This window comes from Gordonia sp. ABSL11-1 (genome assembly GCF_030315685.1).
Taxonomy (GTDB): Bacteria; Actinomycetota; Actinomycetes; order Mycobacteriales; family Mycobacteriaceae; genus Gordonia.
On sequence record NZ_JASXSI010000002.1, the window covers coordinates 35,766 to 62,377 of the forward strand.

Below are 26,612 nucleotides of genomic sequence, written 5' to 3' on the forward strand. Positions count from 1 at the left end.
CGACCCGATCGGCCGTCGGGGGCGATCGTTAGAGTTGGGGCCGTGACGACACGAGCTGACGGCAGGGCCGATGACGAACTCCGACCGATCACCTTCACCCGCGGATTCACGAGTCATCCGGCCGGCTCGGTGCTGGTCGAGTTCGGTGGGACGCGAGTGATGTGTACGGCAAGTGTGACCGAGGGCGTGCCGCCATGGCGGCGCGGTTCCGGGCTCGGCTGGCTGACCGCCGAATACGCGATGTTGCCGTCGTCGACGCACGAGCGATCCCGTCGCGAGTCGGTGAAGGGCAAGGTCGGCGGCCGCACGCACGAGATCAGCCGTCTCGTCGGCCGGTCGCTGCGGGCCTGCATCGACCTCAGTGCATTGGGCGAGAACACTGTCGCGGTCGACTGCGACGTCCTGCAGGCCGACGGCGGCACCCGGACTGCCGCCATCACCGGTGCGTATGTCGCTCTCGCCGACGCCGTGACGTGGCTGAAGGCGGCCGGCCGGCTCAGCGATCCGCAGCCTCTGTCGTGCATGATCGCCGCAGTGAGCGTCGGCGTCGTCGACGGGCGGGTGCGGCTCGATCTGCCCTACGAGGAGGACTCGCGGGCCGAGGTCGACATGAACGTGGTGGCCACCGACGCCGGCACACTCGTCGAGGTGCAGGGCACGGGCGAGGGGGCGACGTTCCCGCGCGCCACCCTCGACAAGCTCCTCGATGTCGCGATGATCGGCACCGAGAAACTCTTCGCCGCGCAGCGCGAAGTGCTGGCCGCACCGTATCCCGGCGACCTGCCGAACAAGCCCTGATGGCGACAGTGCTCCTCGCCAGTCGCAACGCGAAGAAGCTCGCGGAACTGCGCCGCGTGCTCGACGCCGCGGGCATCACCGGAGTCGACGTCGTCGGACTCGATGCCGTGCCGGAGTACCCGGAGGAGCCGGAAACCGGCGCGACGTTCGAGGACAACGCACTCATCAAGGCCGTCGCCGGTACTCGGGCGACCGGATTACCCTGTCTGGCAGACGATTCCGGTATCGCCGTGGATGCCCTGAACGGGATGCCGGGAGTCTTGTCAGCGCGCTGGAGTGGACGGCACGGCGACGATGCGGCCAACAACGAGCTGTTGCTCGCGCAGATCGGCGACGTCCCCGACGACCGACGGGGCGGTGCCTTCGTGTCGGCGTGCGCGCTGGTCGCGCCGTCGGGCGAGCGGACCGTGGTGCGGGGTGAATGGCGCGGCACCATCCTGCGAGCACCGCGCGGCGACAACGGATTCGGCTACGACCCGCTCTTCGTCCCCGACGACGACGCAGCCGGCGGACGCTCGGCCGCCGAACTGTCGGCGCCGGAGAAGGACGCGCTCAGTCACCGGGGCAAGGCACTGGCACAGCTGGTCCCGGCGCTACGCGAGCTCGCCGGCTGATCTCGACGAGCCGTTGAGCGTGCCGGGTCGGTGGTGCACGGTCAGCATGGCCTCGACCGAATCGGGCCACCGGTAGCGGGTGGCCCGTCGCCGTGCGGCCCGCTCGCGTTCGGGCCGGGGGAGTTCCAGGACCTGTTCGATCGCATCGGCGAAGGCCGCACCCGAATTCGCCGCCAGCGCACCGCATGTCGCGTCGACCAACCCCGCGACCGCCGACGACCGGGATCCCACCACCGGGGTGCCGGACGCCAATGACTCGAGCGCCGAGAGACAGAACGTCTCGTGCGGTCCGGGAGCCAACGAGATCTCGGTGGTCGCGAGCAGCGTGGCGAGGAGCTGCCGGTCGGCGAGGTGTCCGACGAACGTGACCGGCAGTCCCTGCGCGGACCGTTCGAGTGCCGGTCGGCAGGGGCCGTCGCCCGCGACGACGAGGTGGACACGCCGGTGGTCGGCGTGGAGCCGAGCGACCGCCTCGATACTGCGATCGGCACGCTTCTCCGGCGAGAGGCGACCACAGTGGGTGATCAGCGTCGTCGTGTCGTCGGCAAACCGCGCTCCGACCGCGGGATCGGCGTGACGGGGATCGAAGACCTCGAGATCGACGCCCAGCGGGGCGTGCGCCACGTTGGTAGCACCGATCCGATCGAACTCGGCCGCAGCGAAATCCGTGGTGCAGACCACGGTGTCGAACGACACCGCCGTGCGGCGGTTCGCCTCGTCGGCCATCGCCCGCGCGATCGGTGGCGGCATCGCCATCGACAACAACCGGTCGAGTCGCTCGTGCGAGACCATCGTCGAATGGATACCGCGCCGATGCGCCCACTGACCGAAGCCGCGCAGGGTCAATCGGTCCGACACCTCGAGCGCATCGGGACGCAGGTGGCGGAGGATGCCGGCCACACGACGGGCGGGCGCGAGGCGGTACCCGCCGGAGAAGGGGAGGCGGCCGGCGGCGACCTCGATCCGGTGTACGCCGTTGGGCATCGTCTCGGCGTGATCCGTCGCTCCCGGCACCACCAGGACGACCTCGTGGCCCGCGGCGACATAGCCTGCGCCCCATCGGTCGACGGCGGTGCGGAGCCCACCGGATCGGGCGCCGTAGAAGTTCGCGAGCTGCACGATTCGCACGGCTCAGTCTTGTCCGCGGCTCGTGAATCGACGCCGACGACGATGTCACCGCCAAGCGATCAGTGCGTGAACATCACCTGGCGACACACCGGGCGGGGGCGTCAGAGGTTGTACTGCGCCTTCACTTCCTTGGTGCGGATGTGCTCGAACCAGAAGGACAGGAAGGGGATCGTGCCGGCGATGCAGGTCAGGATGATCTTGCCGAGCGGCCAGCGCACCTTGATGGCGAGGTCGATGGTGAGGATCAGGTAGACGAAGTAGACCCAGCCGTGCACGATCGGGACGAAGTCGAGCGCATCGACGTCGAAGCCGTACTTGAGGACGAGTTCGGCGACGAGTAACAGCAGCCACAGACCGGTGATCCAGGCCAGAATCCGATACCGCAACAGGGCGCCGCGCACCTTCTCCACGGGGGCGCCGGTCTCGGTGCTGCTGGTCGTCTCGGTCACCTGCGTTGGTCCTCACTGCTCGGTTGTGATGCGTCGGACCGACGGAGGTCGGCCAGATAGGAGTTGTAGTCGGCGAGCGCCGAGTCATCGTCCGGGGCGGTGGTCGACCGCAGCGACGACGCGCTCGGTGTGGTGGGCCGATCCGGCAGGATGCCTGCAGGGATCTCGGTGGCGCCCTTGGATTCGGTCAGTTTGGCCTGTTCGTCGGGATTGCCCTCCAGCACGACGAACCGTCGGTACGCCCAGATCACGGCGACGGCGAACGCGGGCCACTGCAGCGCGTAGCCGAGGTTCTGCGCGGTCCCGGCCGAGGATTCGTAGACGTCCCACTGCCACCATGCGAGTGCGAGGCACGCCGCCGCCACGACCACCAGAGCGATCAGCGCCGGACGGCGCCGACTGCCGCGGGCAGACGAACCAGATTGCATATCCTCGACGGTACCTGGCCAGCGATGATCGGCTCGCGGGCGGTAGGCTGGCCCGGGCGCCGGTGTGGTCGGCGACACGCGCGAGTGGCGGAATTGGCAGACGCGCTGGATTTAGGTTCCAGTGTCCTAGGACGTGCGGGTTCAAGTCCCGCCTCGCGCACCATACAAGTCTTACTTGAATCAGCACGTCCGTGTACAGATTCGAGAAGGTCATCGATGAATAGTTTGGCGCCGGCCGAAGGGACGGCGCCTTCCTGTTGGGCCGTGTGCGCGCTGTACGCGGCGTAGGCGACCGTTTCGGCGGGCCCCTGGGCATTCTGCGCCTGTGAGGTCCGGAAGCCAGCATCAGCCGCGAGAAGCTCCGCCAAGGGCGAGGTGATCTCGTGGGCCGTGATGTCCTCGTCGTGGATGTAGAGATGCTTGAAAATGGCCTGGTTGAGCCGTCGACGTGTCTCATCGCTGGCACTCAGGTAGAGCTTGTATGGGTTGGCAAGCAATTCAAGGCAGAGGTCGATGTACTTGGCGCCCTGTCCGAGATCGTCTAATACTTCGTCGAGCTGGGCGGAAATTCGCTGCCGTTGCTCGGCAATATCGCGTAAGCGCCGGCGCACCTTGGCCGTAGCCATCGATCCATCTGAGGCGAGGTCGAGCAGATTCTCTTCTTTCACGTCAAGAGACTTGAGCAGCGTTTCGAGTTGTTTGCGATGCAGACGTGTGGCCTTGGTGGTGTCGGCGAGAAGTTCTTCCATTACGTTCCTAAGTCCTTCGATGAACTCTGGGCTGAAGTGGATGGTTTTGTAGTGCTCCTCGATGGCAGCTTCGACTAGCTCCTTGTTGTTGTAGGGGGCGTCGCATGTGTGGTCCTGGGTGCCACGGCAGAAGAAGTAATTGTAATGTCCACCGTGTCTGCCGGTGGCACGCTGCATGATCATCCGGCGCTGGACCCCGCGCGAGTGGCATTTGCCACAGAAGAGGCTGCCCTTGAGATAGTGATGAAGTTTGCGGCGGCGTTCGCCCGCAAACCCTCTTTCCTCAAGTAGCAGTTGTACGCGGTCGAACAGTTCCTCGGACACGACTGGCTCGTGACGACCTGGGAACTCGTCGTCCTTGTACTTCACGCGCCCGATGTAATAGCGATCCCGAAGCATGGCAGCGACCTTTGTGTGCGATATCGGCCCTGCTGGGCGGTTGCGAGTTGGTCTGGTCGTCATCCCACGGGCAGTAAGTTCAGTCGCGATATCTTTGATCGTGGCATCGCCCTCGGCGTACCGCTCAAACGCGACCCTTACTAGAGGTGCTCTGACGGGGTCTATGGCGACCGAACGGATTTCGCGTCCATCCTGTCTGTCAATGGTGTTGAGATACCCGATTGGGGCACGGCCGAGGGTGCCGCCCTTCCGGGCTTTCTCTCCCATCTTGTAGGCGATGTCCGCGCCGTCTTCTCGGGAGCGGTATTCGTTGAACGCGGCGAGGATGCCATGCATGAGCTGACCGACGGGTGTGTCGTCGATTTGCTCGGTCGCGGAGATGAGGGTGACGCCGCGCTTCTGGAGGTCGGCCATCACGACGGCATCGTCGATGCGGTTGCGGGCGAAGCGGGAGAGTTTGTAGACGATGACGAAGTCGACGTCCTTGTCCTGGCGGATACGGGCGAGCATCTCCTGGAATTTGATGCGTTTAGTGATCTCGGTAGCGGAGCGCCCAGGTTCGACGTACTCGCCGACGATGTTGAGCCCGAGTTGGTCGATCTTGCGCACGCAGGCCACCCGCTGAGCCGGGATGGAAATGCCCTCGGGGTCGTAGTCGGTGTTGACCTGTCCAGAGGAGGAGACGCGGAGATAGACCACAGCGCGAGTGCCCGGTGGCGCTGTAATCGTCTGGAGAGACGGCGTGTCGTTGTCTGCTACTTCGTCATGGATTGAATCCGCCGCTGCAGTGCTCGACGGGCTTTGGGTAGCCGGCAGGTACGCGCTAGGCATTAGGGGGCCTCGAGTATCGGGTTCTCGGCGTCGGTGACGACGTGGAGGGCGACGCCGTGTTGCTCGAGTTCGGTGGTGAGCTGGCGGAGGAATGATGGACGCTGGGCGAGGATTTCGAGGCTGGTGACGTAGCAGTTGTCGATGCGTTCGGCTCGGGCGAGCGCCATTAGGTAGTACAGCCCGGAGCGTGTGGTTGAGTTGGCTGATCTGTGCATATCGATAACGTCGACGAGCCGTGGATTGCTTTGGGTGGCCGCATACTTGTGAAGTCGAGTGAGCTGCGAGTTCCTTGCTGTGGAGGCCTCTGTTGGTTCAGTCGCGCCGACCCGGACGTAGCATACTGCTGTCCTGGGAGATTCATTATCGGAATGATGTTCTGATTCAGTACGATACTTGGTATCTGTATGAATGCTATTCATGTGTCTTTCCTTCCTTGATTCAGTTATATTGGCGTTCAACGCATTAACCAATCTGTCCTAATGATAACTCTGGTCACTGGCTATGCCGATAGCGATTGTGACGCGGAATTTACATCTGTTGCAGTGGTTTACGCGGCGACTTGGTGATGTGGTGCGTCCCGGCGAATGGAAGACCTGCCGTGAGCTGCCGGTGTGAGTGTGCCGGGCACTGTTTCTGGTTCATTCCTGATTGCCTGCGCCGAGGAAGACATGGAGCCTGCCGCCGGCATCAAGCACGGTGTGCTCAGCGGTGATCTCGTCAAGGATGGCGTCACGATCGATTGATACGAAATCGGAGAGGTGGTAGGCCTCGGCGATGGCCACCATCTTTCGTTCAGCATCCTCCAGGTGGGTCATCCCTTGCAGCATGTCCTCGAGGGTTCGGTAGCTCTCGTGGTAGCGCTGCGACCAGTCCTCAACCAGATGCTCGACATCCAGTGGACCGTCTGGGTCGGCGGTATCGAGCAATGCGTGCAGCGCGTCACCGTCTGATGGATGAACTCCACCGGTTTCAGCTGGCATCGACGCGAGCGAGTAGGTTGCCAGCCAGCAGGTCCAGCGCTGCAAGTCCGCCGGGACGCGGCCGTCGTGGACTTCCGTGAGCGCCGGCCGCCATAGGTCGCGGCCACCCTCCACGCCGCCGACCGCGAAGCGGCGGAGATGGTCTCGGACGGGAGTGGATGCGAAGTCGTGGAGGCAGGCGGCGATTGCTCGCGCGACGTCGGTTGGGATCGGTCCTTGGCGGTCGACGGCTGCTTCGATCTGGGCGTTGACGAGTTCGAGCAGCCGAGGGTCGAGATCGTGCGCGGGGCTCGGTCGGTGGTCGGGGCCGTCCGAGGGTGTGGGCTGGGGTGGGAGTTCGTGATCCATAGGTTTCCTCCTTTCGGGGTTAAGCGGTTGTCGGTGGGTCGGGGTGCAAGATTCCCGGCAGTGGGACTGTCTGTGCTCCATTGGTTTCGGCGGTCACAAGGTCTATGAACGCATCCGGAAGGCAGTAGCGGAAGACCTCGTGGGGAAGGCCGAGTGAAGATGCGATGCGGGCAAGTTCTTCGCTGCGCCGAAGATCCGGAACGACCCACAGCACGGTGGGGAAGAGGTCGTGGGCGGCCTGGTATTGGCCGCTGTTGTAGTAGGCGCCGTAGGTCGTGAGCTTTCGCTCGAGAAAGGCACCGCGTTCGGTGCGCCGGTCAAGTTCGATGAACCAGTGCTGTTCGAAGTCGATTCCCGCGGTGACGGCGCGTAGGTCTGGCCGTAGCCACACTGGGGCGCCGTGAGTGCCGATGAAGCGAGTCCAGGCGCGGCGCTCGGCCTGGATCTCCGGAACCTCCAGGGCCCGATCACGCTCGGCCTCGCGCAGACGCACAGCGAGTTCAGCGACCTCAAGGGTGTGGGCAATGAACTCGGTTGCCGGTTCGGTGTAGCGGCGGCGGGTGCCGCTGCCGCGGAGCGCCCGTAGGAGCCGTTCTCCGGTCGCGGCCAGTTGCCAGGTGGTGGCGGCGGATCCTTGGCGGACGCCGCCGATGCGCCGGGTCAGGTGGGCGACGAGGCCGAGTTCGGTCAGCCGTGCCAAAACGCGCGTGCAGGCCCGTGTGGCTGCCGATGAGGTTCGGTGACCTGTGGTGAAGTGCAGGCGCTGGATGTGGCGGGTGGTGAGGAGCCGGAAGTCTTCGAGGTCGTGGAGAATCTGTAGGTCACGCTCTGACAGACGGTCTTTGAGGTCGGACAAGAGGCGCATCATGGCGGTGGCCTCCGTCGATGCCTTGCCGCGCTAGACCTGGCCCGCGGGCCGGCCGGCCGGACCGCTGAATCAGCGGTCAGTTGCATCCCGGAAAGGCGGAACGAGGCCGATCGTGCTGCGGAAGCGGGAAAACGTGAGCAACGTGGCCGGATGGTCGACTGGACGGTTCGACGGACACTCCTCATGCTGTTCCTCCGTCGTCATTTGCTCTGGGGCGACGTCGCTTTCGGCCGACCGATGTGGGTGGGATTGGAGCGGTCGACGGAGCGGGAGGTGCAGGGGCGGTTTCGGACGCCGTCGGCAGCTGCGCGTCCTGACGGCCGTACTGTTCGCGGCTCTGGCGCCGGATGTCACTGTCGAGGCCGGTGGGTGGTGGCGGAGCGAGCGTTGACACCATCGTCCAGCCGGAGGACTCGCCTCCGGTCATGACCCGGACATAGGCGGTGCGGGTGGGTAGCTCCTGGAAGTCCTCGGGTGCGAGCACGCCATGGGTGAGTTTGGCTGCTTCGGCGGCGTCTTTTGCGCTTTCCAGGCGGAAGAACACCTTGTTGCGGGCGTTGCTATCGACACCTTCTCGTAGGTCGGGAGGCAGCTGTGAGCGCGTTTGATGCGCGAGGACCCAGGCCACTCCGTAGCTTCGCGATTGTGCCAGGACGTCGCCGATCTGAGTCGGCAGGTGGACGTAGTTTTGGCATTCGTCGACGACCACGACGCCCGGACGTTTCATCGGCTCGTGTTCGGTGGCCCGTTCCTGGGCGGCGTTCCACGCCTCGGCGACGATGAGGGAGCCGACCAGTTGCGCGGTGATTGGTCCGATCAGTCCCTCGTTGAGCGGTACCAGGACGATCTTGTTGTCGCGGAAGAGATCGCGCAGGCGAAAGGCAGGACGCGGTTGATCGAGCAGGCGTCGGACGGCGGGGCGTAACAGGTAGCGGCGGAGCTTGTTGAGCGGAGCGGCGATCATGGCGGCTTGCGCGGCCGGGCTGTGGTCGTCGTAGGTGGCCCAGAAACCGGCCAGCGTCGGTTCCTCGGCGACGTGGCCGATGACCCGCCGCCGAAATGCTGCTTCGGTGAGAAGCCGTGGTAGATCGACCAGTGTGAACGGCGTGCCGATGGCTCTTCCCGCCCGCGCGAGTGTCAGCAGACTGGCCATGAAGATGTCCTCGGTACGTGGTCCCCACCCATCGGCGAAAACTGCCCTGAACACAGCCAACAGGCCGTCGACAAGGACATCAGGATCACGGTCACCGGCATCGAGCGGGTTGATACCTGGGACATGGAGATCGGTCAGTGAGACGATGACTACGTCGTTCGCGCGTTCGGCGGGGACCGCGCGGGCGATGATGTCGTCGATGAGCTGTTGCTTGGGGTCGATGACCAGCAGCGCCCGGCCAGCGGCGATATCGGCGGCAATTTGCAGGAGCAGGACATTGCTCTTGCCAGACCCCGTTGGTCCCTGGGCAACCATGTGCATCAGGCTGTCGGTGGCGTTGACGCCGACGGTAATGCCGCTGCCTGGAAGAAATGTCGACCCAAACGCGCGCCCGCCTGGTGTTGGCAGGCGAACGGGCAGCAGCGGGCGGGGATGAAGTGCGGGCACGCCCGGCAGATCGGCATCGCCGAGCGGCCACGCCAGAACGCCACACAGTTCGCCTGGGGTCAGCGTGAGAGGCCACCGCCTCGGCAGGTGTGGACCGTTGAGTGCCTCCGGCGCATCGCGTTTGAGCGTCAGATGGACCCCAGCGGCGCGTGCGGTACCAATCGCGCCGAACACACCCAGTATGAGGCGGCGCCTGCGTCCGGACGTATCGGCGGCGGCGCCAATGCGAATCAACGTCTGGAACCGATGGTGCGCGAATCGATCTGAAACGCTGCGCTGAATCGGCGTTGGCGCCTGCATGACACCTTGGGTCAGCAGCTGAACGATCGGCTGTGCCGGGTCAGCAACCGGTCGTCTCATGGTCCGTCCTGCAACTCGCGGGCCAATAGTTACCTGCAGTACCAGAGTGTCGCTGTGAGCAAGATGAACGTCGAGCGCTGACAGCAGCGCCGTCGCCACGGCGATCGGATCGTATGCCAGTCCCAAAATTACTGGAGTAGAACGGATCTGGACCGCGGTCGCGACGGCGGGCCGGCCATTGGCGTCGCCGGGTAGCAAAACGGAGCCCGGAATCAAATCACGGAGTGTGCGCTGGACCCACCGCACGTGGTCTGCGGGTGTCCCAACAAGATGACGGGTGGTACCTGACTGTGCTCGCGCCTCGAAGACGATCGGGGGACTAGAAGGGTCGGCAGCGAGCCGTGCGAGGAAAGACTCGAGCGTATCCGGCTCGAGTGGTCGTGCAGGCCAGACCTCGCTGAAGACCCAGGGAGGAGACTTTCGCGCACTCACTTCGCTTCCTCCGAGTCGGGACCGCGATGGTCAGTCGGACTGGGCTCGGGCGCCGCGGTGCGTTCTGCTTTGGCGTCGGCTTCTGCCTGGGCGGCGGCCAGGTCACGGGCGTGCTGCAGCAGTGCGCGGGCAAGGCGAACACGATCTGGCGGATCGCGGCGATCGTCAGTGATACGAATTCGCCGGTCGGCATTGCGCCGGTACGCGCGGCGGGGATGGGTGCGACGGGAACGTGTCATCGCCTGAGTCCTCCTTTCTGTACGGCGTGATGGCTGGCGCTGATTGCGGCACATCCCCACACCCAAAGGAGGTCGTCTCTCTTGTCTATGCGCCTCTGGTCAGGAAAAGTCAATGGCGAGTGTCGATTTGACAACAACTGACCTCTAACTGATGAGATTATGAAATTCTGCTGAGTACTCACCATGGTCGGCTCCTTGCTCGCCACCACAGCACCACGATCCACACTGCGGCGGCGCAGACTCCGATGACGACCAGCCAGATCCAGATCCGGGACAGTAGGTCGACGGCGATGGACAGCGCCACCGCGCCGAACAGTGCCACGAGGCAGAAGCGGGCGAACCAGTCGAGTGGGCTCTTAGTCGGGTTCGGCTCAGCCACGGTGGCCTCCTCTCTGTGTGTCCGACGGCACGGGATACCCGGGCATGGTGATGTCGCTGTCGATTTCGTTGCCCCAGGCATGCCAGCCGGGTTGTCGGCGCCGGGCGAACAACTCAAGGTATGGGCCGCTCGAGATTCGCTCGATGACGGCGTACTGCTCCTCGGGCTTATGGGAGTGGTCCTGTAGCGGCGCGAACATCCAGGTCGGCTGTGCGCGGAAGTTCACCGGCGCTCGGCCGCGTGTACCGAGGATGAGGTGCTCGGTGGCGTTACGTAGGTAGTTGCCGAGGCCGAGGCGCGGTTTGATCCAGGTCAGGGGCGATCGAGGCACGAAGCCCCAGGACTCCATGACGTCGTACCCGTCGCGCAGCGTCGCGTTCGTCACCCAGAGCCACAGGTGCGCATCGTCTTCGGCGAGGTCGGCGACGGTCATAGCCTTGATGCGGTCGAGTGTCATCAGCGAGTAGTGCTGACTTGCTCCCAGATGTCCCTTCTGCTGGACGTCCCAAGGTGGGTCGGCCATGATCGTCCGAAACTTCGGCGGGGGAGTGCCAGCTCGATTGTGTTGGCGGGCCTGTCGTGCGGTGCTCATGCGGGCATCTCCTTGTTGGCGGTTGACCCGGGTTTTGCGGCCCGAAGTGCTGAAATGACCTCGCGTGCAACGGCTGACGCGACCGGCACAGCTACTGAGTTGCCGACTTGACGAAGGGCGCGGGCCCGGGAAGCGGGCAGCTTGAAACCGTCGGGGAAGCCTTGCAGCGCAGCGGCTTCTCGCGAGGTCAGGCGGTGTACTCGGTCGTCAACGGTGTAGGTATCCCAGTTCACCCGGGCGTTGGCGTGGTCGCGGAGGCCGCTTCCGAGCAACGTGTAGCTCAGTTCTCGGTCGCACTGTCCGCCAAGGACGTCGCCGAGCGTCTGTGTAAGCGGCACCGGATCGGGGAAGGCGAACGGTGTCGATGGATCTTTGAATCCGACCATGAAGAGCCGCGGGCGCAGCTGGGGAAGGCCGAAGTCGCAGGCACGGAGCACCCCCGTGTGAAACGAGTAGCCGAGCTGCGAGGTCATGGTGTTTCGGATAGCGGCGAATGTCCTGCCTTGGTGATGAAACCGAAGGCCCGCGACGTCCTCGAAGATGTACGCCCGCGGTTGGGTGTGCCTGATGAGGCGCGCGAGATGGACGAGCAGGGTGTCGTGTTCGTCGTGGCCGCGCTGCATCTCCTTGAACGAGAACGGCTGGACGGGGAAGCTCGCCGTCACGACGTCGTGCTCGGGGATGTCGGCGGGATCGACTGCGCCGATGTCGGACGCGAACCGTCCGCAAGAGAAGAGTTCGGGCCGAAGCGTCTGAAAGTTGTTCTGGTATGTAGCACGGGCGAGCGGGTCGTTCTCGGTCGCGAACACGCACTGAGCGCCGAGGCTTGCGAGCGCGAGATGGAATCCGCCGATGCCGGCGAGATCATCGACGAACCGGATGGGATCTTCGGTGCTGGTCGGCTCTTTGGGGCGGATGGGAGATGCTGCGGCGACGGCGTGCCGTCCGAGGCGGCTTTTGGGCGCAGGCGATCCTGTTGATAGTAGATCGAGGAGGCTGGTTTGGCGTTCTGCAGGTGGTGCAGGGTGGGGCGTGGTCATGGCGTGTAATTCCTTTCTGGCCCGGTGTTTTAGGGCGCACGAAACCGCGGCGACGACCTGGCAGGTCGTGCCGGGATAGGTGCGGGAGGTGCCGGGATCTGTCCCTATTACGGCTGAGCCGGGTTCTCGGCTCAATCGTCCGGCCGGGTGACGCGTCGCCCGGTGAGATGGGCGATCGGACACGGGAGTGCAGGGGTCAGAGTGGCGATTCTGGCAGTGGTTTGGTCACCGCGAATTGCGTTGTCAAATAGACAACTTGGATACCTGAGGTGCTACGGATGGGCATCACCCGCCGCCCTTGCATCGATGAACGCGGCCGTTAGCGCCGTTGCGACGGCACCCGGTTGAGACGATGGTCCTATCCGCGACACGGTGACCGTAGGGTCAGCCTCGAGTACGGAGGGTGGCTCGGCCCCGAGCATGACCACGTGCTTGTCAGCTCCTAGGTTCCGGATCCGTTCAAGGACGTCGTCCGGGTGGTCGTCGGTGAGCAGGAAGTCGGAGAGCACCACCACCATGGCCTTGCCCTGAGCTTCGCTGGTGATCTGCTCAGCGATGTCGAGACTTGGGCCGAGCGAGCTCGACCCTGGGTCTGTCGGCATGCGAAGCAGACCACGTTCGAGGTGCCGAAGACCTGATTTCGAAAGCGTCTGGCGCAGGATGGCTGTACCGCTGGGACAGTCAAACGAGACCAGGCTGATCCGTTCGCGCCGGCAGCGGCAGGAAGCGGCAATGTGATGAATAGCCGTCTGCAGCTCGCTGATCCGGTCCGATAGCGGATCGTTGCCGCCCGGGCCGGAGACGCTCGGGGAGTTGTCGATAAGTGCGATGAGGTCGACCGCGTGCCCCGGACACGCGCCGACGTCCGGCAGTACGAGTCTGGGTCTTAGCTCAGGGCGGGACGTCGTGCGAGGCCTATCGGTCTGGGTCGGAATCACGCTGTCGGGCAGGAGTCCGACGGGCAGCAGGACTGGAACCGGTGACGATGACTGCCGGGTGTTCACCGCGTCTCACCTCCGCGCGGCTTGCGCCCGATCGGGGCAAGCGCCCGTCCGTGCCCGACGACATCGGGACTCTCCATGAGGGCGCGGTTCTTGTCGGCGGCGAGGTGCTCGCTCGCCGCCGATCCGCGGGCGCCATGTTCTCGGACCACCGACGCGGCAATCTCGCCCGCATGCAGGCCGAGAAGAAGGCGCGGCCCGGCCGTCAGACGCAAATGGCGACGTAGTGCTCGCTTGTAGGTGCGTTCGGCGCCATCGAGCAGATCAGCGATGGCATCGGCGTGTGTCCAGGAGTTGACGAACGAGGCCAACGCGATGCCCGAGGACAATGCGGCAAATGTCCAACCGGCCGCGGACCCCTCGATCGCGGCACGCAGCGTGTAGATGCCGGATCCGATGAAGAAGACGATCGCGAGCGCCAGAAGGTTGAGCCCGGCGAGCCAGGCTGTCTTCTGGCGGCGCCCGTCGAGTAGGTGCCGGTATGGTTCCAGGGATTTCGGCATGTCGTCCGAATACGTGCGGATGCCGACCTGCGACGCTCGGCCCAGCTGTTCACCGGCCAGACCCGCCGTGACCGCGGCGACACCGGCTGCGCAGCCTTGGATCACCGCCAGCATCGGCATCTCACCCAGGCTTATCGCCGCGGTCGACGTGCCGACCACATCACCGAGGAGGAGTCCGAACATCCTGCAGCGGTAGCCCCAGTGCGAACGTGTGGATCGCAGCACCAGTGCGCTCAACGCAGCCTCGGCGTCTCGAAGGTGGTCCCGGGCCGAGACGACGAGCGGATCGTCGATCGCGACGAGCTGGCGAACCCGATCAACATGAAGACCCAGTGCGGTCGCGCGCGCCGCCCGGGGACGGGCCAGTGCGACGCCTGCAGCCGCGTGAAGATGGAGCTGCTCCTGCGCCTCCGCGTCGTGGGCATCTTCGAGATAGGTCGCACCGGCCAGCGTCTGCGGCCGCGCCACCGCGCTGGCGCCGTCAACATGCGGCAGCCGGTTGGCGCGGACTGGTGTCGGGCGGGGAACCGCCCGGCGTCTGGGTCGCGTGCTAGTCCCGATCACTTCGCACCGCGCGATTCCGGATCGGTCACGATCAGGCACGACGCTGCCCGTGAGGCCTGGCAGACTTCGGTCTGGAACGCTTTGAGGGCATCGACGTACGTGCTCGGCAGCTGCCCGTCGTCGCTCGTCCGGCCCACCCCGATGATCCGGATGTGGACACCCGGCAACAAGGCGGGCGTGACGGTGCGCGCCAGCCGCGTCGCTTCAGTGGTCGTCAAGCCGTGATCGGTGAGCCCCGTCGGCACCGTGCTGATGCCATCGGTCAGCACGGTGAATGTCATTGACGTCGCACCCGCTGCTGGTTTGGCCTGAGCGAAGAATTCCGCCGCTGCGTGGTACTGAGCCGTCGTGTCCGTTCCGTCGCCGGGCAACGTGGCAAGAGCCGCCGGCAGCGCCTTATCGATGGCTTCTATGCTGTCGTCGACGATCTTCGGCACTTTGCGCAGCCTCGCGACTTCAGTTGCGCCGTCGGCACGTAGATCACCGTCGAACACCGTTTGTCCGACCTGCGAGCCCGAGAAGACAGTGAGGCGGAAAACGCCGCCGCATACAGCCGTCCGTGTAATCCCGCCGTGGATCACCTGTTGACGGATTGCGCGCGAGGTACTGCCGCGCGACGTGGTCGATTCGTCGGAGGCGATCAGCGCCGACTGTTGTGCACCCTTGCACTGCTCTCGCAGCGCATGGAGATCGGCAAGGACGCCCGGCTGGGCCGTTGAGGAGCAGGCCGACCCGAGGACAAGAGTCGCGGTAGCAAAAGTCATTCCAACTGCAACACTGCGAGCTCTGCGAAACACTTTAAAATCCCTGACTCGCATCATCTTCCTCTCGTTCGTGGTGCGATGTGCGGCCAACCGTAGGTGCCAGTCGAAATTGAGAACGGTCCCCGATACGTCAAACCCATGACCAATGACGGTCGCCTGGGTGCTCGAGGTGACAACCCCCGTGTACAGGCGCGACAGAACAGTTGGTGTGACATGGAGCACTTACTTGTCCTGGCGAAGCGATGTCGAGTGAGCCGTCGCCGGGGTGTGCGTGCACGTTCGGTTCGTTACGATTGCGGTTCGCGCTTCGTGGAAGCTGAGGAGTGTCGTGCCAGAGGAACCTGGTGTCAGGGAGGTGGTCTCCGCCATCCATTTCCTGACCCGCACCGGCGGTAGCGGTGCAATTGACTCAGCGGAAGTCGCGGAAGCTCCCGCGCTACAGCGTTTGGCCGACGTCTGGCACGGCGGGAGTGATGCTACTGGTGTCGAACTCGTCCAGCGATTTCTGCGCGCATTAGTTGAGGAGTTCGGCAGCCCTGTGCCGCCGGAACACGGCGGACCTCGGGCGATGTCCGAGGGCAACGTGGTCGTGGTCGTTGGCCGCATGTTGCGGCTCAACCCTGAGGTGCCGGCCGCGATCACTCATAGAAGAAGGGCGGCCGTGGCAGGACTCAACGTCAGCATCGCCATCTTCCGAAATGACGAAGACCACAACAAGTTCGACCAGTATGTGGTTCGGTTTGCCCAGCTGGCGCTTCAGTTCGCAGAAGAGGGGCGTGCTAATCGCACTCACGCAGTCGGAGCTTCCCCAAACTCCAACTTCAGTGACGCGGCCCTCGGCCGGGTCGAGCGACTTTCACGTCGCTACATCGAGGACGTCGGGGCGCAACACCTTCTCGGACGTGCTGCGACCAGCACCGGCAGTCTGTACGTCACCCGAGATGTTGAGGCACAGCTCGAAGCGGACCTTTTAAATCCTGGTTCTGACACGCGTGTGCTTGTCGGTGAGGCTGGGTACGGAAAGACCAGTCTGTTGTGGTCTCTGTGCAATAGATTAGAGCGCCGTGGCAGACGTCCGCTTTTAGTCTCCGCGACATGGCTGCAGGGCGACTCGCACGGCGAGCGGGTGATCTCCGCAAGAGCGGTAGTCGATGAGATCGCTGAGTCGCCGAAGGGAGCAGTCCTACTGCTCGACACTGCTGACCTACTGCTGCACAGTGAATCCGCACGCGTCGAGGTAGTCGAGCTGGTCGGGCAGATGAAGGCGATGGCAGTGCCGACGATAATCTCGACGCGTCCACTCGAAGCTCGGAGTCTTGCGCCTGGCTTCGGTCGCCGGGTGTTTCTTGAGGCGTACGACCTGGAACGTGAGTTGCCGAATGCGATCGGGGCACTCGCCGCTACGTACTGCTCGACAACACACGCACCAACCTCAGATGCGGTAGCGGCGATTCTGTCCGCTCGGGCTCGAGGACTCATCGTTGACGAGGTCTGTCGAAGCCCGCTACTGCTACGTCTCCTGTTCGAACTGTCGGCACCGCACTTCCCCCTGCTGGAGATCGACGTTACTGGGCTGTATGACCTCTTCTGGGAGCGACGCATAGCGACCGACGTTCGCCACCTCGACGGCGTCGCTTCGGTCACGCCGGAAGACGATCTGAGTGACTCAGCTGGCCTTATCGCTATTGCAATGCTGGCTCTCGGATCTCCAGAGCCCAGCATTGCTAGTGTCGTGCGCCGTGGAGCCGAAGCCGCACGGAATGCACAACTGTCACCCACTCAGGATGACCTGACTCGCGCGCTAAGCGCCCTCGAAAAACGCGGTGTCGTCGTGACAAGAGACAAGTTCAGAGTGCACGACCGATCGGTGAGGTACTTCCACCAGACCTTCTTCGAGTATGCGGCGGCGAAAGGTTTGTGCGGTCGTGGTGCTGACCGAGAGGTGCCGAGACTCGTTCGTCGATTGCGGCAGCTTCCTGACGATCTGTTCGTCGGCGCAGTCCTTGAGCAGGTGTTAGTCATGCTCGCAAACGACGAGCTTGCTAGGCCCGTGGTCAAAGAAGCACTTCGTGATCTCGTTGAGTCTGAAGAGCCGAATCTCGTTGCGATCGCAATGGTGATCTGGGCGCATCACCCGTGGCTCTTAACGGCTGATCCCCAGCTGCTCTCCACCCTCAGCACGGACGCGCTTCGCAGATTCGTGCGAAGCGTCTCTGGCGTACATAGCGATCCGTTCTCGGTCGCAGAGCACCTCAATTCAATATGGATTCGCCATCGGGAGCTCCGAACCGATGTGGTGGCCGCGGCACTCTCGCTAGTTGGCCGATCGCCGGCGGCGGTAACGGAGTTCGTTCGGCTAGCAAGTGTCTTTAGCTGCCTTGCCGTCGAACATGCTGAATATGTGCGTGCCAACGCCGAACCTAGGGTGCTCTTAAGCAGCGTAATTCAAGAGGATCCCGCGTTGGGACGGGACCTGATACACGACGTAATATATGAGATAACGTTGGGTGACCGGAAGCGTCGTGAGCTGGCGCAGAAGACACGCAAGAACGATGCAGGCAAGGATCGCCAAGGTAAAGAAGCTGTCGCCCAATATCTTCGATTGGCTGCCGCCCACTGGCCTACGCTCGGATCAGATACGTATCTTAGGGAGCTTGAGGATCTCGTCGACCGAATCCAGGACGCTTCCGGTGACAGCGATTCCAAGGTAGTTCGAGACGCCCTTGCTGAGGTGATTGCAGCGCGCTGGATCGCCCAACGGGGCAGCGCTTGGGCAGATGAGTGGGCAGCATGGGTCGCGGGCCTCTGTCGTAGCCTGGAATCGCAGATCGTTTCGGCAGACGGTGAGCTCAGAGACGGTGACCAGTCGCCAATACTCGGCAGCAGGCTTGTCGCGGTGGGTCTCGTTCTCGCCACATTCTCTCAATCGTCCGACACTTCCATCATTGACACAACCGTGGCGATTCTGTTCGGGCTTAGTGGTCCGTCCGCGCCCCGTCAATTGGGTCGCGGATGTGTCGTTCAGGTGCTGATTCGCGATTGTCCAGCAAGAGGCGCTGTCATCTTACGGCTCGCTGATTGCCTCGACGGGCATCTTCCGGCCGAACATCAAGTCTTCGTGCCTGGGCCAGAACTGTGGGCAGCGACATCACGCATGATTCTGATGGATAGCCGCATTCCATCGACTGTGGTTACCGAGGTGCTCGCTCCAGTTACACGCGCGCAGTCAACCAATAATCGCCTTTGGACGTCACCAAGATGGCTGGTTTCTCTCGCCGCGGCGGCCATTGTCGCCGACGACCATTCAGCCCTCGTAGCGATCCGGTCCATGAAAGACACGCCCGTCGCTTCCGAAAGCTGGCAGCGGGCTGTGAACATTTTTCTGGATCATGCGCGAGAGCGAGCGCCGGAGCGCCCGGCAGTCTTGGTGCCGCTAGCGCTTACTCTGGCACGGAAGGTTAAGCGACCATCCACCGCAAAATCTCTTCTTCTCCATGACGCCAACCGCGAGGAGCTCCGTAATCAGAGTGCCATATTCCGGGATTGGATTGGTGCACTTCTGACAGGGACCGACAAGGAGCAGGCGGAGGGCGCAGATCTACTAGGACTATTGGTGAAGACGAGAGTTTTCCTACCAGAATTTGACAGAGTCCTAGGTTGGTATCAGGGACTCCGCGATCCGTCTGCTAAGGCGAATGTTCTAAAATCCGCTTCTTTAATGACTATCAGGACGGCTCATTTGCCCGCGGCCGCGGTGCTCTTTTCGTCGATCGTCACATCGAGCCGTGACCCGGAACCTCGGATTCGCCCTGCTCGGATCGAAGGGCGAGTTGATCAACCGAGGGTTGTTGACGCTGCGCGCGACGCCCTGCTAGAGGCACGCGCATTTCTGCCTGAAGCGTGCCCGGCGGAATGGGACGAAGTGTTTACGCTCATGTTCGCACCCCGCCTTCTCGGAAGGATGCGCACGGAGGTCGGGGGAGCGGGCAATCTGTCGCGGTTCATGACGCTCGAGGTGGAGAATGGATACATCGACGACGTGCTTCTTCAGCTACGAGAAGTCGTCGAGGAGATGGAACGGTTGTCAGCCACCCAAGTGCACGACGTGGCGAACCGCATGCGCGTCGCGGTGGGGACGGCGATCAGACACGCCGAACCACGTCATTTCTACGTTCTCGCCGACATTGCCGAACACGCACCGAGGCATCTCCGAACCCAGATCGCGCGAGGACTACTCAACGCGAAGATCCCGCCTGATCTCGAGAGGCGGCTTGCCGCCTACCTACCGGGTCGCCCACGCATCGATGGTGTTGGTACGTTCCCGGAGGTCCTGGCTGTGCCAGCGGTCACGGACGAGTCGGCAGACAGTAGCGGAACACTTGACAGTGAGATTTCGGAGCGCCGCCGCGTCTTGCGAGGGTCGGTTCGCGCCGCGCTAAGAGCCATAAGGAAATCCGGGCTCACTTCGGCACAGATGGGAAAGAACCTTCGCATCGAGCCATCCTCCTACCGGGCGCTTAATGTAGCAACAGCGTCCTGGCGGGTCCCATCCGAGGAGCTGTGTCGGAAGATCGATGCCTACTGCGACTCCGAACTGAGTCGATCCTTCGGGCTAGTGAACGCCCGCCGAGAGCTTGAAGAGGCGGAGGAGCGGAAGAAGGACCGCGACTCATGGACACAGGGCATCCACTGAACGCTCCTTAACGGCTCAAAGTCCGTCGGTGTGGCACCGTGTGACGGTCTGTTACGCCACAGCCGGAACACCCCGATCCATGCCTTCTGCTGATGACGTGCCACTCAATACCGACTGTGCGAGAGACGATTTCGCTCACGAGGCTGAGGCACTTCCAACCAGCAGAAGGAAGGCTCTTATCATGTCCATGCACCAACCAGTCGCCGGCGCGGATCGCGCGCTGCGCGTCGCCGAAGCACAGCGGCGAGGCAATCGCGCCTACCGTCGCTTCCTCACGCGAAACGGCATCGATCCCGACCGGCCTCTGACGACGCCGGATGACTTCCTGGCCCTGCCGCCGACGAGCAAGGCCAGTTACCGGCACGCTGAGCCGCTGACCGATCTGGTCGAACCCGCCGTGTTCGGCGCCGATACGATCTCAGAGAGTTCGGGTTCGAGCGGGACTCCGACGTTCTGGCCTAGGGACCGGGCAACCATGTTGCACTGTGCGTCGATGTTCGACGTGAGCCTGCGGGAACTGGCGCAGACCGACTACCGTCCGGCGCTGGTGGTCGTGACGTTCCCGCTCGGGCCGTACGTCGGTGGGACGCTCATGTACGACACCTTGCTGGAGCTCCACCGGCGGGGACATCGCATCTTGATTGCGACGCCCGGTATGGACGTCGACGCTGTGGCACGCGTCATCGCGGAGGCCGAAGGTCTGGTCGAGCAGATCGTAATCTTCGCCTATCCGCCAGTGGCGCGCGACATCTTGGACCGGCCGAAATTGGTGGCCAACCGGGATATCAAGTTGGTCCTTGGAGGCGAGCCGATGAGCGAGATCGTCCGCCAACGGAACCATGCGCTGCTCGGCGACCCCGAGGGTGATCGGATCCGAGTCGTGTACGGCGCCACCGACGTCGGCTTCGTCGGCTACGAAACATCCGCGACGGTAGCGATCCGGCGCGCTGCCGCCGCCGATCCGGCGCTCAACGCCAGCGTCTTCGGCGTCGAGGACGCGCAGGGCGGCGACCATGTTCACCAACCCGCGTTTGTTCAGTACCGGCCTGAGGCGACGTTCGTGGAGCGCGACCAGGACGGCTACCTGCTGTTCACAGTCGGCGGCGTGCTACCTCTAGTGCGATACCGGGTCAACGACCGGGGCGATGTTCTTGCCGGTTCGAAGGTCGTCGAGCGGTTAGTCGCCGGTGGACGACCCGATTTGGCGGCTGTGGTCGACCAAACCGGGATGTACCTGTTTGTTGCGGGGCGCTCGGACGTCTCAGCGATCATAAGCGGGGCAAACATCTACCCCGACTTCGTTCGTCCTGCCGTCGAGCACATCTCATTAGCGACCCGATTAACCGGCAAGTTCTACTTCCGACCCGCAACAGACGATGGCGACCATGCCGATGTCGACCTTGTTGCGGAACTTCGCGCCGGTCAGGATGCCGACCAAGAGACTGCCGCACACCTCAAACAACTGGTGATCGCCAGTCTGCGACAGCTCAGCGCCGAGTACCGAATCGTGCACAACAGCCGCGGTGCGGTTGCCGAACCCCGCGTCGTTCTGTTGCCCTTCGGTACGGACGGCTTCGATACCGACGGGAAGTCTCGTACCGTACAGTAGTCGTAGTCAGTCGTGTGACAGTCCAGCGGCCGTTGACCATCAAAGTCAATGGCCGCTGGACCGTTCGCACTTCGGCGAGATCAGGCAGTCCTGTCTTCGGCGTCAGGCGTCGCGGACTGCGGCTCGTCAACGGCGAACAGCACCGGCAAGAACATCCGATTGATGGCGTCGCCGACCTCGGCGGCGGTCTCTTGCCGTCTGCTGAGGCACCGAAAAATGATGTTGTTGGTCAGGGTCACCGCCAGATCGGTGGCGTCGAGGCCGTTCATAACCTGACCCGCTTGCTGGCCTTTGGCGATGCAACCCATGATCGTGCCAGGGAAGAAGAGCTCTTCGCGAATGTGGGTCGCATTAACCTGGGCTTGGGCGCCGTGCAGGCTCAGCACCAACGCCATCGCGTCTACGAAACTGCGATGGCCGATGATCTGCTCGGCCATTCGTGCCGGGAACGACGAGATGATGTCGCGTGGTGATCGTCCCAGCCGCAGGTCGTTCTCAGTACGCCGCCGCAGTACGGCAACTGTCGGTGCGAGGGCGGCCACGACGATGTCGACGTTCGACGGGAATAGGGCGCGCAGCGACAGAAGGGGCACTCCGGCGCGCCGCGCGATGTGCTGCTGCCTGGTGGCGAAGTATCCGCGCTGGGCGAACTCGGTGGCCGCAGCGTCGATCACGGCTTGCTCAGGGTCGTCCGGCCAGGCATCGACATCAACGTTGAGATCTGAGGACGGGTCGTCGATCAAAGGCACTATCGCATCGTCGATGTGGCCATGCTGTTCATCGAAGTCGATGACAGCCGACAACAATGCGACCACGCTGTCGCCCAGCAAGTTATCTGGTACTGACTCCGGGTCATACTGGGTTCGCAGTACGAGCCCTTCAGCCAAGGCAGTCAGAGCCACCGCAACAGTCCTCATCGAGAAGGGTTGCCGCAGACTCAAGCCGCCGAGACGGGTGAACGCTGCGGCCTGCGCGGCGATCACAGCAGCGGTGACCACCTTGTACTGGTCGTGCACAGCGCGTGCTGACGGGCCGTCTGGCGCGGCATAGGCAGTGATTCGTAACCGGAGCGGGGTGCTCGTATCCTGGCGAAGGTAGGCATTAGCCTGGTCGACCAGGTCCCGGATCCACACCCGTGGGTCTCCATCGGCGCCCACGCGGGTTCGCTCAAACATGTCGGCGATCATGGCGTCCGGCGGAGACGAACTGTCCGGAACGATGGAATGAAGCAATTCGTCGATGAACTGAGCTTTTCCGCCCGCGGCCCGGCTACCCCGAGGGTAGGCATTGTGGAAGGTTTGGGTCGATACTCCGGCCGCCGCCGCAACCTGTTCGATGCGTAGACCGGCCATCAACAATTCCGCGTCGCCGTTTGCGAGCAACGCTCGACCTGCAATCAGTAAGCGCCTACGCGAGCTTTCGGATCGTTCGGACCCCGATGTCAACGTTCCCCTCCTTACGCCTCGATTTGATGACAAAGTCAAGCATGCTGACGCGCCACGCGCACGGTGGCAAGCGTCCGCATGTCCACTCGGTGCAGGATGTTATAGCCCGCCACCTGGTGCAACCGCTTCCGCGATGCGACGACCCCGGTCACCTATCACCTGGCCGGCAGGGGTGCATGTGCACATGTCAGCTTCCAACTTGTGGTCAGAGTCAATGTGTGTTGTACGCAGACGTTTCCTCTTAGCTCGTTAGCCAAAGCAATCATTATTACCTGCTCAACGGGTTGCATGTTCCACTATCTGAGGCCTCCGTTGTCGTGAGAGGCGAAGATACGAGAACGGATTGACGGCTAGTGACAGCTCTGAATGCCGAGGCGCCCTCGTTGTGCACCCACTGGGCATCGAGGGCGCCCGATGCTCGCGGGTACGCCCTGGAACGAGTCGCATACTTCTGTGCTGACTTCGTCAGAAGGGGAGACTCAACTTCTCGATATTGCCGCAGCGCTAGGCCAACACCCAAGCTCCCCAACCGTGAGGTGCAGGTGCTGTGCGCACGGGATGTTGTCAGACTCAGACGCGAGGCGGCCGAGCGACATTTCATGACAGAGGCGGCAGTCAGCACACATCTGGCCGGAATTAAGACGAAATACTCAGTACTAGGACGACCCGCCGTCAGAACCAAAGTCGCCATCTTCGTTCGGGTGGTACAAGACGGGCACGGGACATTCGACGAATGTCAACCCCACCAGCCCTGCCGAGGCGACCATCAGGGTGTTCGCCCGAACCACGACCGTCACGAGACTAAATCAGAACCGACCCGAGGCCAAATGTGTAAGAACCTAAATATAGCAATAACGGTGACACAGCGACATAGGGATGATCTACGTCGACGAGCGACTATACAGTCTGTCCACTTCGGCGTATTTACGGAGCTGATGTGAATCCTGACGGACCACCTCAAAGCTTCGTAACGCGCACCAAGACGGGCGAGAATAGGACTGCAGGCCTGTTATTTCCTGCGGATGCAGATTTGTCAAAGTTTCTTGCGGGCTGTCCGGACGCTTTACGTCGGCCGAATTTCGAAGTGTCGGCCTGGGGTAAAGCGGCCGTAGTCGACCCTTTGACCCGAAGCTCGAAGAGAATTGAAGTTCTGGTTTATCAAGACGGTATCAGTTCCGCGCTGGTTCCCTGTGGAAACGCGGTCGTCGCCGCTGCCGCTGCCTATGGCCGGCAATGGCCAGAGGCTGAAGTGGTTGCTTACGAGCCGAGGTCGGGTTATCGATACCAGCTGGCAGTCAAGGTTCTAACCAAGACCCAGTCAGTAGTCTCTGGTCACGTCGAATTCAGTGTCGGATTTGCATCAAGATTTCCGGACCATCCAGATTGTTTTCAACTAGATAATTATCTCATAATCTTGGGAGACCATACTCGCGTCGAGAGGAAATTCGCAGAGAAGCTAGAGCATGGAGATAGGATGATGGTTTGCGGAAGTCGAAATCTGTATTTCATTAACTCCCATGGAAGGCATGGAAGTTATCCCATTACTGGGATAATTGCACTCGCAAGAATGATGACTCTCGGCCTGATCGAGTCGGCAGAGGTACCCGGTATTGATCAGCTTGGATTGGTTGTTGAGGCGGGGAGTAGGCCCGGTGCACGATCATTAAGGCTCCCCCAGCGCGTCGTAGAGATTGGAGAGTTCACTGGTGGATGACAAGCAGCTAGCACGGCATATGGTGCGTAAGCGAGACCATCTACGCGATCGCACCGGAAATGAGATGCCGTACCTGTTAGATATCAGAGGCGCTGGCGCAAATGTCGAGCTGCGCAACGAGATAATCAACAGAATGATGGCTGAACTGCATGGCCGAAATATATGCTCGGTGATAGGAGTGGCAAATTCCGGGCTAATATGGGGGGCGTGGCTAGCTGGCGGCCTTCGCGTTCCATACGGCACGGTATTGCCCGACGGACCACGCGAGTCTGGTCTTCAACGCAGTGTGGAGGGCGAGCTTCCGCAAGGTTCTGTGGTATTGGTAGACAACTGGATTATCACGGGTGATTCGGTAGGCCGCGCAATTGCAGCTATCTCCCGAGAATCGCCAGGGTTGACTATCGACTCTATCTTACTCGTCGCGCGACCCAAGGCTGTTCCAGATCTGGGTGTTCCCATACTTTCAGCGGTGGACGCTGAGTCGCTCTATGAGCTAAAGCGGGAATAGAATATACTGAAAGAGCCACTAGAACTCACTCTAAGAATCCGAGAAAGGGGTTTTCAAATGAAACTTACTAGATTACATCAGGCAGGATTTATAATCGAGTCACCAATTGGTGCTCGAATTGGCTTTGATTTTGGATCGGGCTCGAACCTAGATGACATCTCTCGTCTGAAACCTGACATTGTGTTTGTCAGCCATCAGCACCCCGACCATTTTGACAGAGACCTTATTGACGGGCTTGCCGTACCCGTTGTCGGCCCTAAATCCTTGGTGAAGCAGCTAGCATTCGCCAGGCACTATGGCTTAGGACCTTGTGACTCTTTTTCGTTCGCAGACGTTATAGTAACGGCTATCCAGGTGAATCATGGACCAATTAGCGCAAGCATTGAGCATTTTGGCTATCTTCTGAAAATTCTGAACCGTACCATCTTTTTCATGGCCGATTCCAAAAGATTCGTTAAGCCGCCTGTGGCATTCGACACTGTTCTGATCCCGGTCGGTGGAAACAAAGTATTTACGCCACAAGAAGCGGCGGACTATCTATCTTCCATCTCCTTTGCCGGTACAATTATTCCTATTCATACCGAAATTGCTGCAATTGAAGGTTCACGCAGCGAGTTCATCGAGCTTGTAGGAAACGGTCAAATGGTATTCGATTTACAGCCGGGGCAATCGGCGGATATCTAGGTGCGCAATGAGTTTTCGAAGAGTCATTTGGGACTCGGACGGAACTATAGTGGACTCTGGGGATGCGATCAATAACATTGCACGCGATCTAGGCGCGCTTCTTCAGTTAGCTGATGTCTCAACTTATCGAGAACTTCTGTCAGCTGCCGGAGTGCAATTCGTCGATCCAATGAAGTTGACAACTATCCGAGATTTTCACAGGCTAAGCTTGTTGTGTCGCGCGCCCACTCTCGGAGTTGTAGAAGGGCTGCAAGAGATTATGGCGGGAGTCAAGATCGACCAGGTTCTGGTGACTGCAGGACACGCCGACACATTTGCCATAGCTGCGGGTCCTGAAATAGTCAGACATTTCGTTGAAATCGCTGGATGTGACGCGGCTGAAAAATTTGATTTGATCGGCAGATTTTCGGAAGGTGCGATAGCAATAACCGATTCGGTTGTTGACGCCGCGCGTTTTCAGCAGGCAAGAGTTCCATTTATTGGCGTGACCTGGGGTCTCGATGACTGGGAATCCTTAAAGGAGGCCGGTGCGATTTCAGTTTGCCGATCAGCGGGTGAGCTGCGCAAGGTATTGCTCTCGCTAGATATTGTCGACGAGACATAAGAAATGAGCAGTTATGAAGCAACAAAAAGACTTTCACGCTATTGCAGTGGAGTTGGCATTGCTCGCCGCAGGCCATAGTTTCCCTCGTCTGAGTCAAGTTGGTGCGGGCTGGGTTGAAGGGTCCGACGGGCCGCGGAGGTCCGAAATTTATTCCCTTTCGGAGCCCTCGTTTTCTATTGCGACCGATACGTCATCATTTGGTATTTTCTTGCTTGACACCTTAGTTGCGCGTGACGGACGAATCTGCTTAATCGAGGCAAATGGCTCGAATGCTGCGTTGTCATCGGCA

23 protein-coding genes, 1 tRNA gene and 1 pseudogene are annotated in these 26,612 nt (G+C 61.9%); 9 read left to right on the forward strand and 16 right to left on the reverse strand.

Features of this window, described 5'->3' with window-relative positions:
* Positions 1–42: 42 nt before the first annotated feature.
* Positions 43–798, forward strand: a complete 756-nt coding sequence (gene rph / locus QSJ19_RS02810; protein ID WP_286318198.1) for a ribonuclease PH — start codon at positions 43–45, stop codon at positions 796–798.
* Positions 798–1,412, forward strand: a complete 615-nt coding sequence (gene rdgB, locus QSJ19_RS02815; RefSeq protein WP_286318199.1) for an RdgB/HAM1 family non-canonical purine NTP pyrophosphatase — start codon at positions 798–800, stop codon at positions 1,410–1,412. The genes rph and rdgB overlap by 1 nt, the downstream gene beginning before the upstream one ends.
* Here the strand turns inward: rdgB and QSJ19_RS02820 are convergent.
* The 3 genes from QSJ19_RS02820 to QSJ19_RS02830 form a co-directional block, all read right to left on the reverse strand.
* Positions 1,392–2,540, reverse strand: a complete 1,149-nt coding sequence (locus tag QSJ19_RS02820) for a glycosyltransferase (protein ID WP_286318200.1) — start codon at positions 2,538–2,540, stop codon at positions 1,392–1,394. The genes rdgB and QSJ19_RS02820 overlap by 21 nt on opposite strands.
* A 101-nt stretch (positions 2,541–2,641) precedes the next feature.
* Positions 2,642–2,989: a DUF3817 domain-containing protein gene (locus tag QSJ19_RS02825; RefSeq protein WP_286318201.1), complete on the reverse strand. Its 348-nt coding sequence runs from the start codon at positions 2,987–2,989 to the stop codon at positions 2,642–2,644.
* The gene (locus QSJ19_RS02830; RefSeq protein ID WP_286318202.1) at positions 2,986–3,417 is read right to left on the reverse strand and encodes a transcriptional regulator; all 432 of its coding nucleotides are present in this window, start codon (positions 3,415–3,417) and stop codon (positions 2,986–2,988) included. The genes QSJ19_RS02825 and QSJ19_RS02830 overlap by 4 nt, the downstream gene beginning before the upstream one ends.
* A gap of 78 nt (positions 3,418–3,495) precedes the next feature.
* Here QSJ19_RS02830 and QSJ19_RS02835 point away from each other — a divergent pair.
* Positions 3,496–3,580, forward strand: a tRNA-Leu gene (locus tag QSJ19_RS02835).
* Between the two features lie 646 nt (positions 3,581–4,226).
* Here QSJ19_RS02835 and QSJ19_RS26730 read toward each other — a convergent pair.
* Positions 4,227–4,979, reverse strand: a pseudogene (locus QSJ19_RS26730) (recombinase family protein); the annotation flags it as partial.
* On the opposite strand from QSJ19_RS26730, the gene QSJ19_RS26735 reads away from it, so the two are divergent.
* Complete coding sequence (locus QSJ19_RS26735; RefSeq protein ID WP_353507114.1) at positions 4,896–5,339, forward strand: hypothetical protein; 444 nt, start codon at positions 4,896–4,898, stop codon at positions 5,337–5,339. The pseudogene QSJ19_RS26730 and the gene QSJ19_RS26735 overlap by 84 nt on opposite strands.
* Positions 5,340–5,395: 56 nt before the next feature.
* On the opposite strand, the gene QSJ19_RS02845 is transcribed toward QSJ19_RS26735, so the two are convergent.
* The 11 genes from QSJ19_RS02845 to QSJ19_RS02895 all read right to left on the reverse strand — a co-directional run bounded on the left by QSJ19_RS02845 (position 5,396) and on the right by QSJ19_RS02895 (position 15,288).
* The gene (locus tag QSJ19_RS02845; protein WP_286318203.1) at positions 5,396–5,815 is read right to left on the reverse strand and encodes a recombinase family protein; all 420 of its coding nucleotides are present in this window, start codon (positions 5,813–5,815) and stop codon (positions 5,396–5,398) included.
* A 219-nt stretch (positions 5,816–6,034) separates the two neighbouring features.
* Entirely contained in the window at positions 6,035–6,490 is a 456-nt protein-coding gene (locus QSJ19_RS02850) for a hypothetical protein (protein ID WP_286318204.1), read from the reverse strand.
* A gap of 253 nt (positions 6,491–6,743) precedes the next feature.
* Positions 6,744–7,580: a replication-relaxation family protein gene (locus QSJ19_RS02855; RefSeq protein WP_286318205.1), complete on the reverse strand. Its 837-nt coding sequence runs from the start codon at positions 7,578–7,580 to the stop codon at positions 6,744–6,746.
* 193 nt (positions 7,581–7,773) lie between these two features.
* On the reverse strand, positions 7,774–9,768 hold the full coding sequence (locus tag QSJ19_RS02860; RefSeq protein WP_286318206.1) for a type IV secretory system conjugative DNA transfer family protein: 1,995 nt from the start codon (positions 9,766–9,768) through the stop codon (positions 7,774–7,776).
* Between the two features lie 212 nt (positions 9,769–9,980).
* Positions 9,981–10,223 (reverse strand): hypothetical protein, encoded by a 243-nt coding sequence (locus tag QSJ19_RS02865; RefSeq protein ID WP_286318207.1) that lies wholly within the window; start codon positions 10,221–10,223, stop codon positions 9,981–9,983.
* A 178-nt stretch (positions 10,224–10,401) separates the two neighbouring features.
* Positions 10,402–10,602 (reverse strand): hypothetical protein, encoded by a 201-nt coding sequence (locus QSJ19_RS02870; protein ID WP_286318208.1) that lies wholly within the window; start codon positions 10,600–10,602, stop codon positions 10,402–10,404.
* Positions 10,595–11,194: an MT-A70 family methyltransferase gene (locus QSJ19_RS02875; RefSeq protein ID WP_286318209.1), complete on the reverse strand. Its 600-nt coding sequence runs from the start codon at positions 11,192–11,194 to the stop codon at positions 10,595–10,597. The genes QSJ19_RS02870 and QSJ19_RS02875 overlap by 8 nt, the downstream gene beginning before the upstream one ends.
* Positions 11,191–12,234 carry a DNA cytosine methyltransferase gene (locus tag QSJ19_RS02880; protein ID WP_286318210.1) on the reverse strand — a complete coding sequence of 348 codons (1,044 nt, stop codon included), beginning with the start codon at positions 12,232–12,234 and terminating at the stop codon, positions 11,191–11,193. The genes QSJ19_RS02875 and QSJ19_RS02880 overlap by 4 nt, the downstream gene beginning before the upstream one ends.
* Positions 12,235–12,506: 272 nt before the next feature.
* Positions 12,507–13,238, reverse strand: coding sequence for a vWA domain-containing protein (locus QSJ19_RS02885; protein WP_286318211.1), 732 nt, complete (start codon positions 13,236–13,238; stop codon positions 12,507–12,509).
* Positions 13,235–14,206 carry a hypothetical protein gene (locus QSJ19_RS02890; protein WP_286318212.1) on the reverse strand — a complete coding sequence of 324 codons (972 nt, stop codon included), beginning with the start codon at positions 14,204–14,206 and terminating at the stop codon, positions 13,235–13,237. The genes QSJ19_RS02885 and QSJ19_RS02890 overlap by 4 nt, the downstream gene beginning before the upstream one ends.
* A 92-nt stretch (positions 14,207–14,298) precedes the next feature.
* Positions 14,299–15,288 carry a hypothetical protein gene (locus tag QSJ19_RS02895; protein WP_286318213.1) on the reverse strand — a complete coding sequence of 330 codons (990 nt, stop codon included), beginning with the start codon at positions 15,286–15,288 and terminating at the stop codon, positions 14,299–14,301.
* A gap of 106 nt (positions 15,289–15,394) precedes the next feature.
* Between QSJ19_RS02895 and QSJ19_RS02900 the strand changes: the two genes are divergently transcribed.
* Positions 15,395–19,759 carry a hypothetical protein gene (locus tag QSJ19_RS02900; protein ID WP_286318214.1) on the forward strand — a complete coding sequence of 1,455 codons (4,365 nt, stop codon included), beginning with the start codon at positions 15,395–15,397 and terminating at the stop codon, positions 19,757–19,759.
* 181 nt (positions 19,760–19,940) lie between these two features.
* On the forward strand, positions 19,941–21,368 hold the full coding sequence (locus QSJ19_RS02905; RefSeq protein ID WP_286318215.1) for a phenylacetate--CoA ligase family protein: 1,428 nt from the start codon (positions 19,941–19,943) through the stop codon (positions 21,366–21,368).
* Positions 21,369–21,448: 80 nt separating this feature from the next.
* Here the strand turns inward: QSJ19_RS02905 and QSJ19_RS02910 are convergent, their stop codons facing one another.
* The gene (locus tag QSJ19_RS02910) at positions 21,449–22,750 is read right to left on the reverse strand and encodes a TetR/AcrR family transcriptional regulator (RefSeq protein WP_286318216.1); all 1,302 of its coding nucleotides are present in this window, start codon (positions 22,748–22,750) and stop codon (positions 21,449–21,451) included.
* Positions 22,751–23,750: 1,000 nt separating this feature from the next.
* On the opposite strand from QSJ19_RS02910, the gene QSJ19_RS02915 reads away from it, so the two are divergent.
* The 3 genes from QSJ19_RS02915 (at position 23,751) to QSJ19_RS02925 (ending at position 26,323) form a co-directional block, all read left to right on the forward strand.
* Complete coding sequence (locus QSJ19_RS02915; RefSeq protein WP_286318217.1) at positions 23,751–24,527, forward strand: hypothetical protein; 777 nt, start codon at positions 23,751–23,753, stop codon at positions 24,525–24,527.
* 565 nt (positions 24,528–25,092) lie between these two features.
* Positions 25,093–25,719 (forward strand): MBL fold metallo-hydrolase, encoded by a 627-nt coding sequence (locus QSJ19_RS02920; protein WP_286318218.1) that lies wholly within the window; start codon positions 25,093–25,095, stop codon positions 25,717–25,719.
* 49 nt (positions 25,720–25,768) lie between these two features.
* Positions 25,769–26,323, forward strand: a complete 555-nt coding sequence (locus QSJ19_RS02925) for an HAD family hydrolase (protein WP_286318219.1) — start codon at positions 25,769–25,771, stop codon at positions 26,321–26,323.
* The last annotated feature ends 289 nt before the right edge of the window (positions 26,324–26,612 follow it).

Excerpts from the sequence above, each read along its gene's own strand:
- rdgB (WP_286318199.1), top strand. The coding sequence starts at position 798 with ATGGCGACAGTGCTCCTCGCCAGTCGCAACGCGAAGAAGCTCGCGGAA.
- QSJ19_RS02830 (WP_286318202.1), bottom strand. The coding sequence starts at position 3,417 with ATGCAATCTGGTTCGTCTGCCCGCGGCAGTCGGCGCCGTCCGGCGCTG.
- QSJ19_RS26735 (WP_353507114.1), top strand. The coding sequence starts at position 4,896 with ATGCATGAGCTGACCGACGGGTGTGTCGTCGATTTGCTCGGTCGCGGA.
- QSJ19_RS02845 (WP_286318203.1), bottom strand. The coding sequence starts at position 5,815 with ATGAATAGCATTCATACAGATACCAAGTATCGTACTGAATCAGAACAT.
- QSJ19_RS02865 (WP_286318207.1), bottom strand. The coding sequence starts at position 10,223 with ATGACACGTTCCCGTCGCACCCATCCCCGCCGCGCGTACCGGCGCAAT.
- QSJ19_RS02875 (WP_286318209.1), bottom strand. The coding sequence starts at position 11,194 with ATGAGCACCGCACGACAGGCCCGCCAACACAATCGAGCTGGCACTCCC.
- QSJ19_RS02880 (WP_286318210.1), bottom strand. The coding sequence starts at position 12,234 with ATGACCACGCCCCACCCTGCACCACCTGCAGAACGCCAAACCAGCCTC.
- QSJ19_RS02905 (WP_286318215.1), top strand. The coding sequence starts at position 19,941 with ATGTCCATGCACCAACCAGTCGCCGGCGCGGATCGCGCGCTGCGCGTC.
- QSJ19_RS02920 (WP_286318218.1), top strand. The coding sequence starts at position 25,093 with ATGAAACTTACTAGATTACATCAGGCAGGATTTATAATCGAGTCACCA.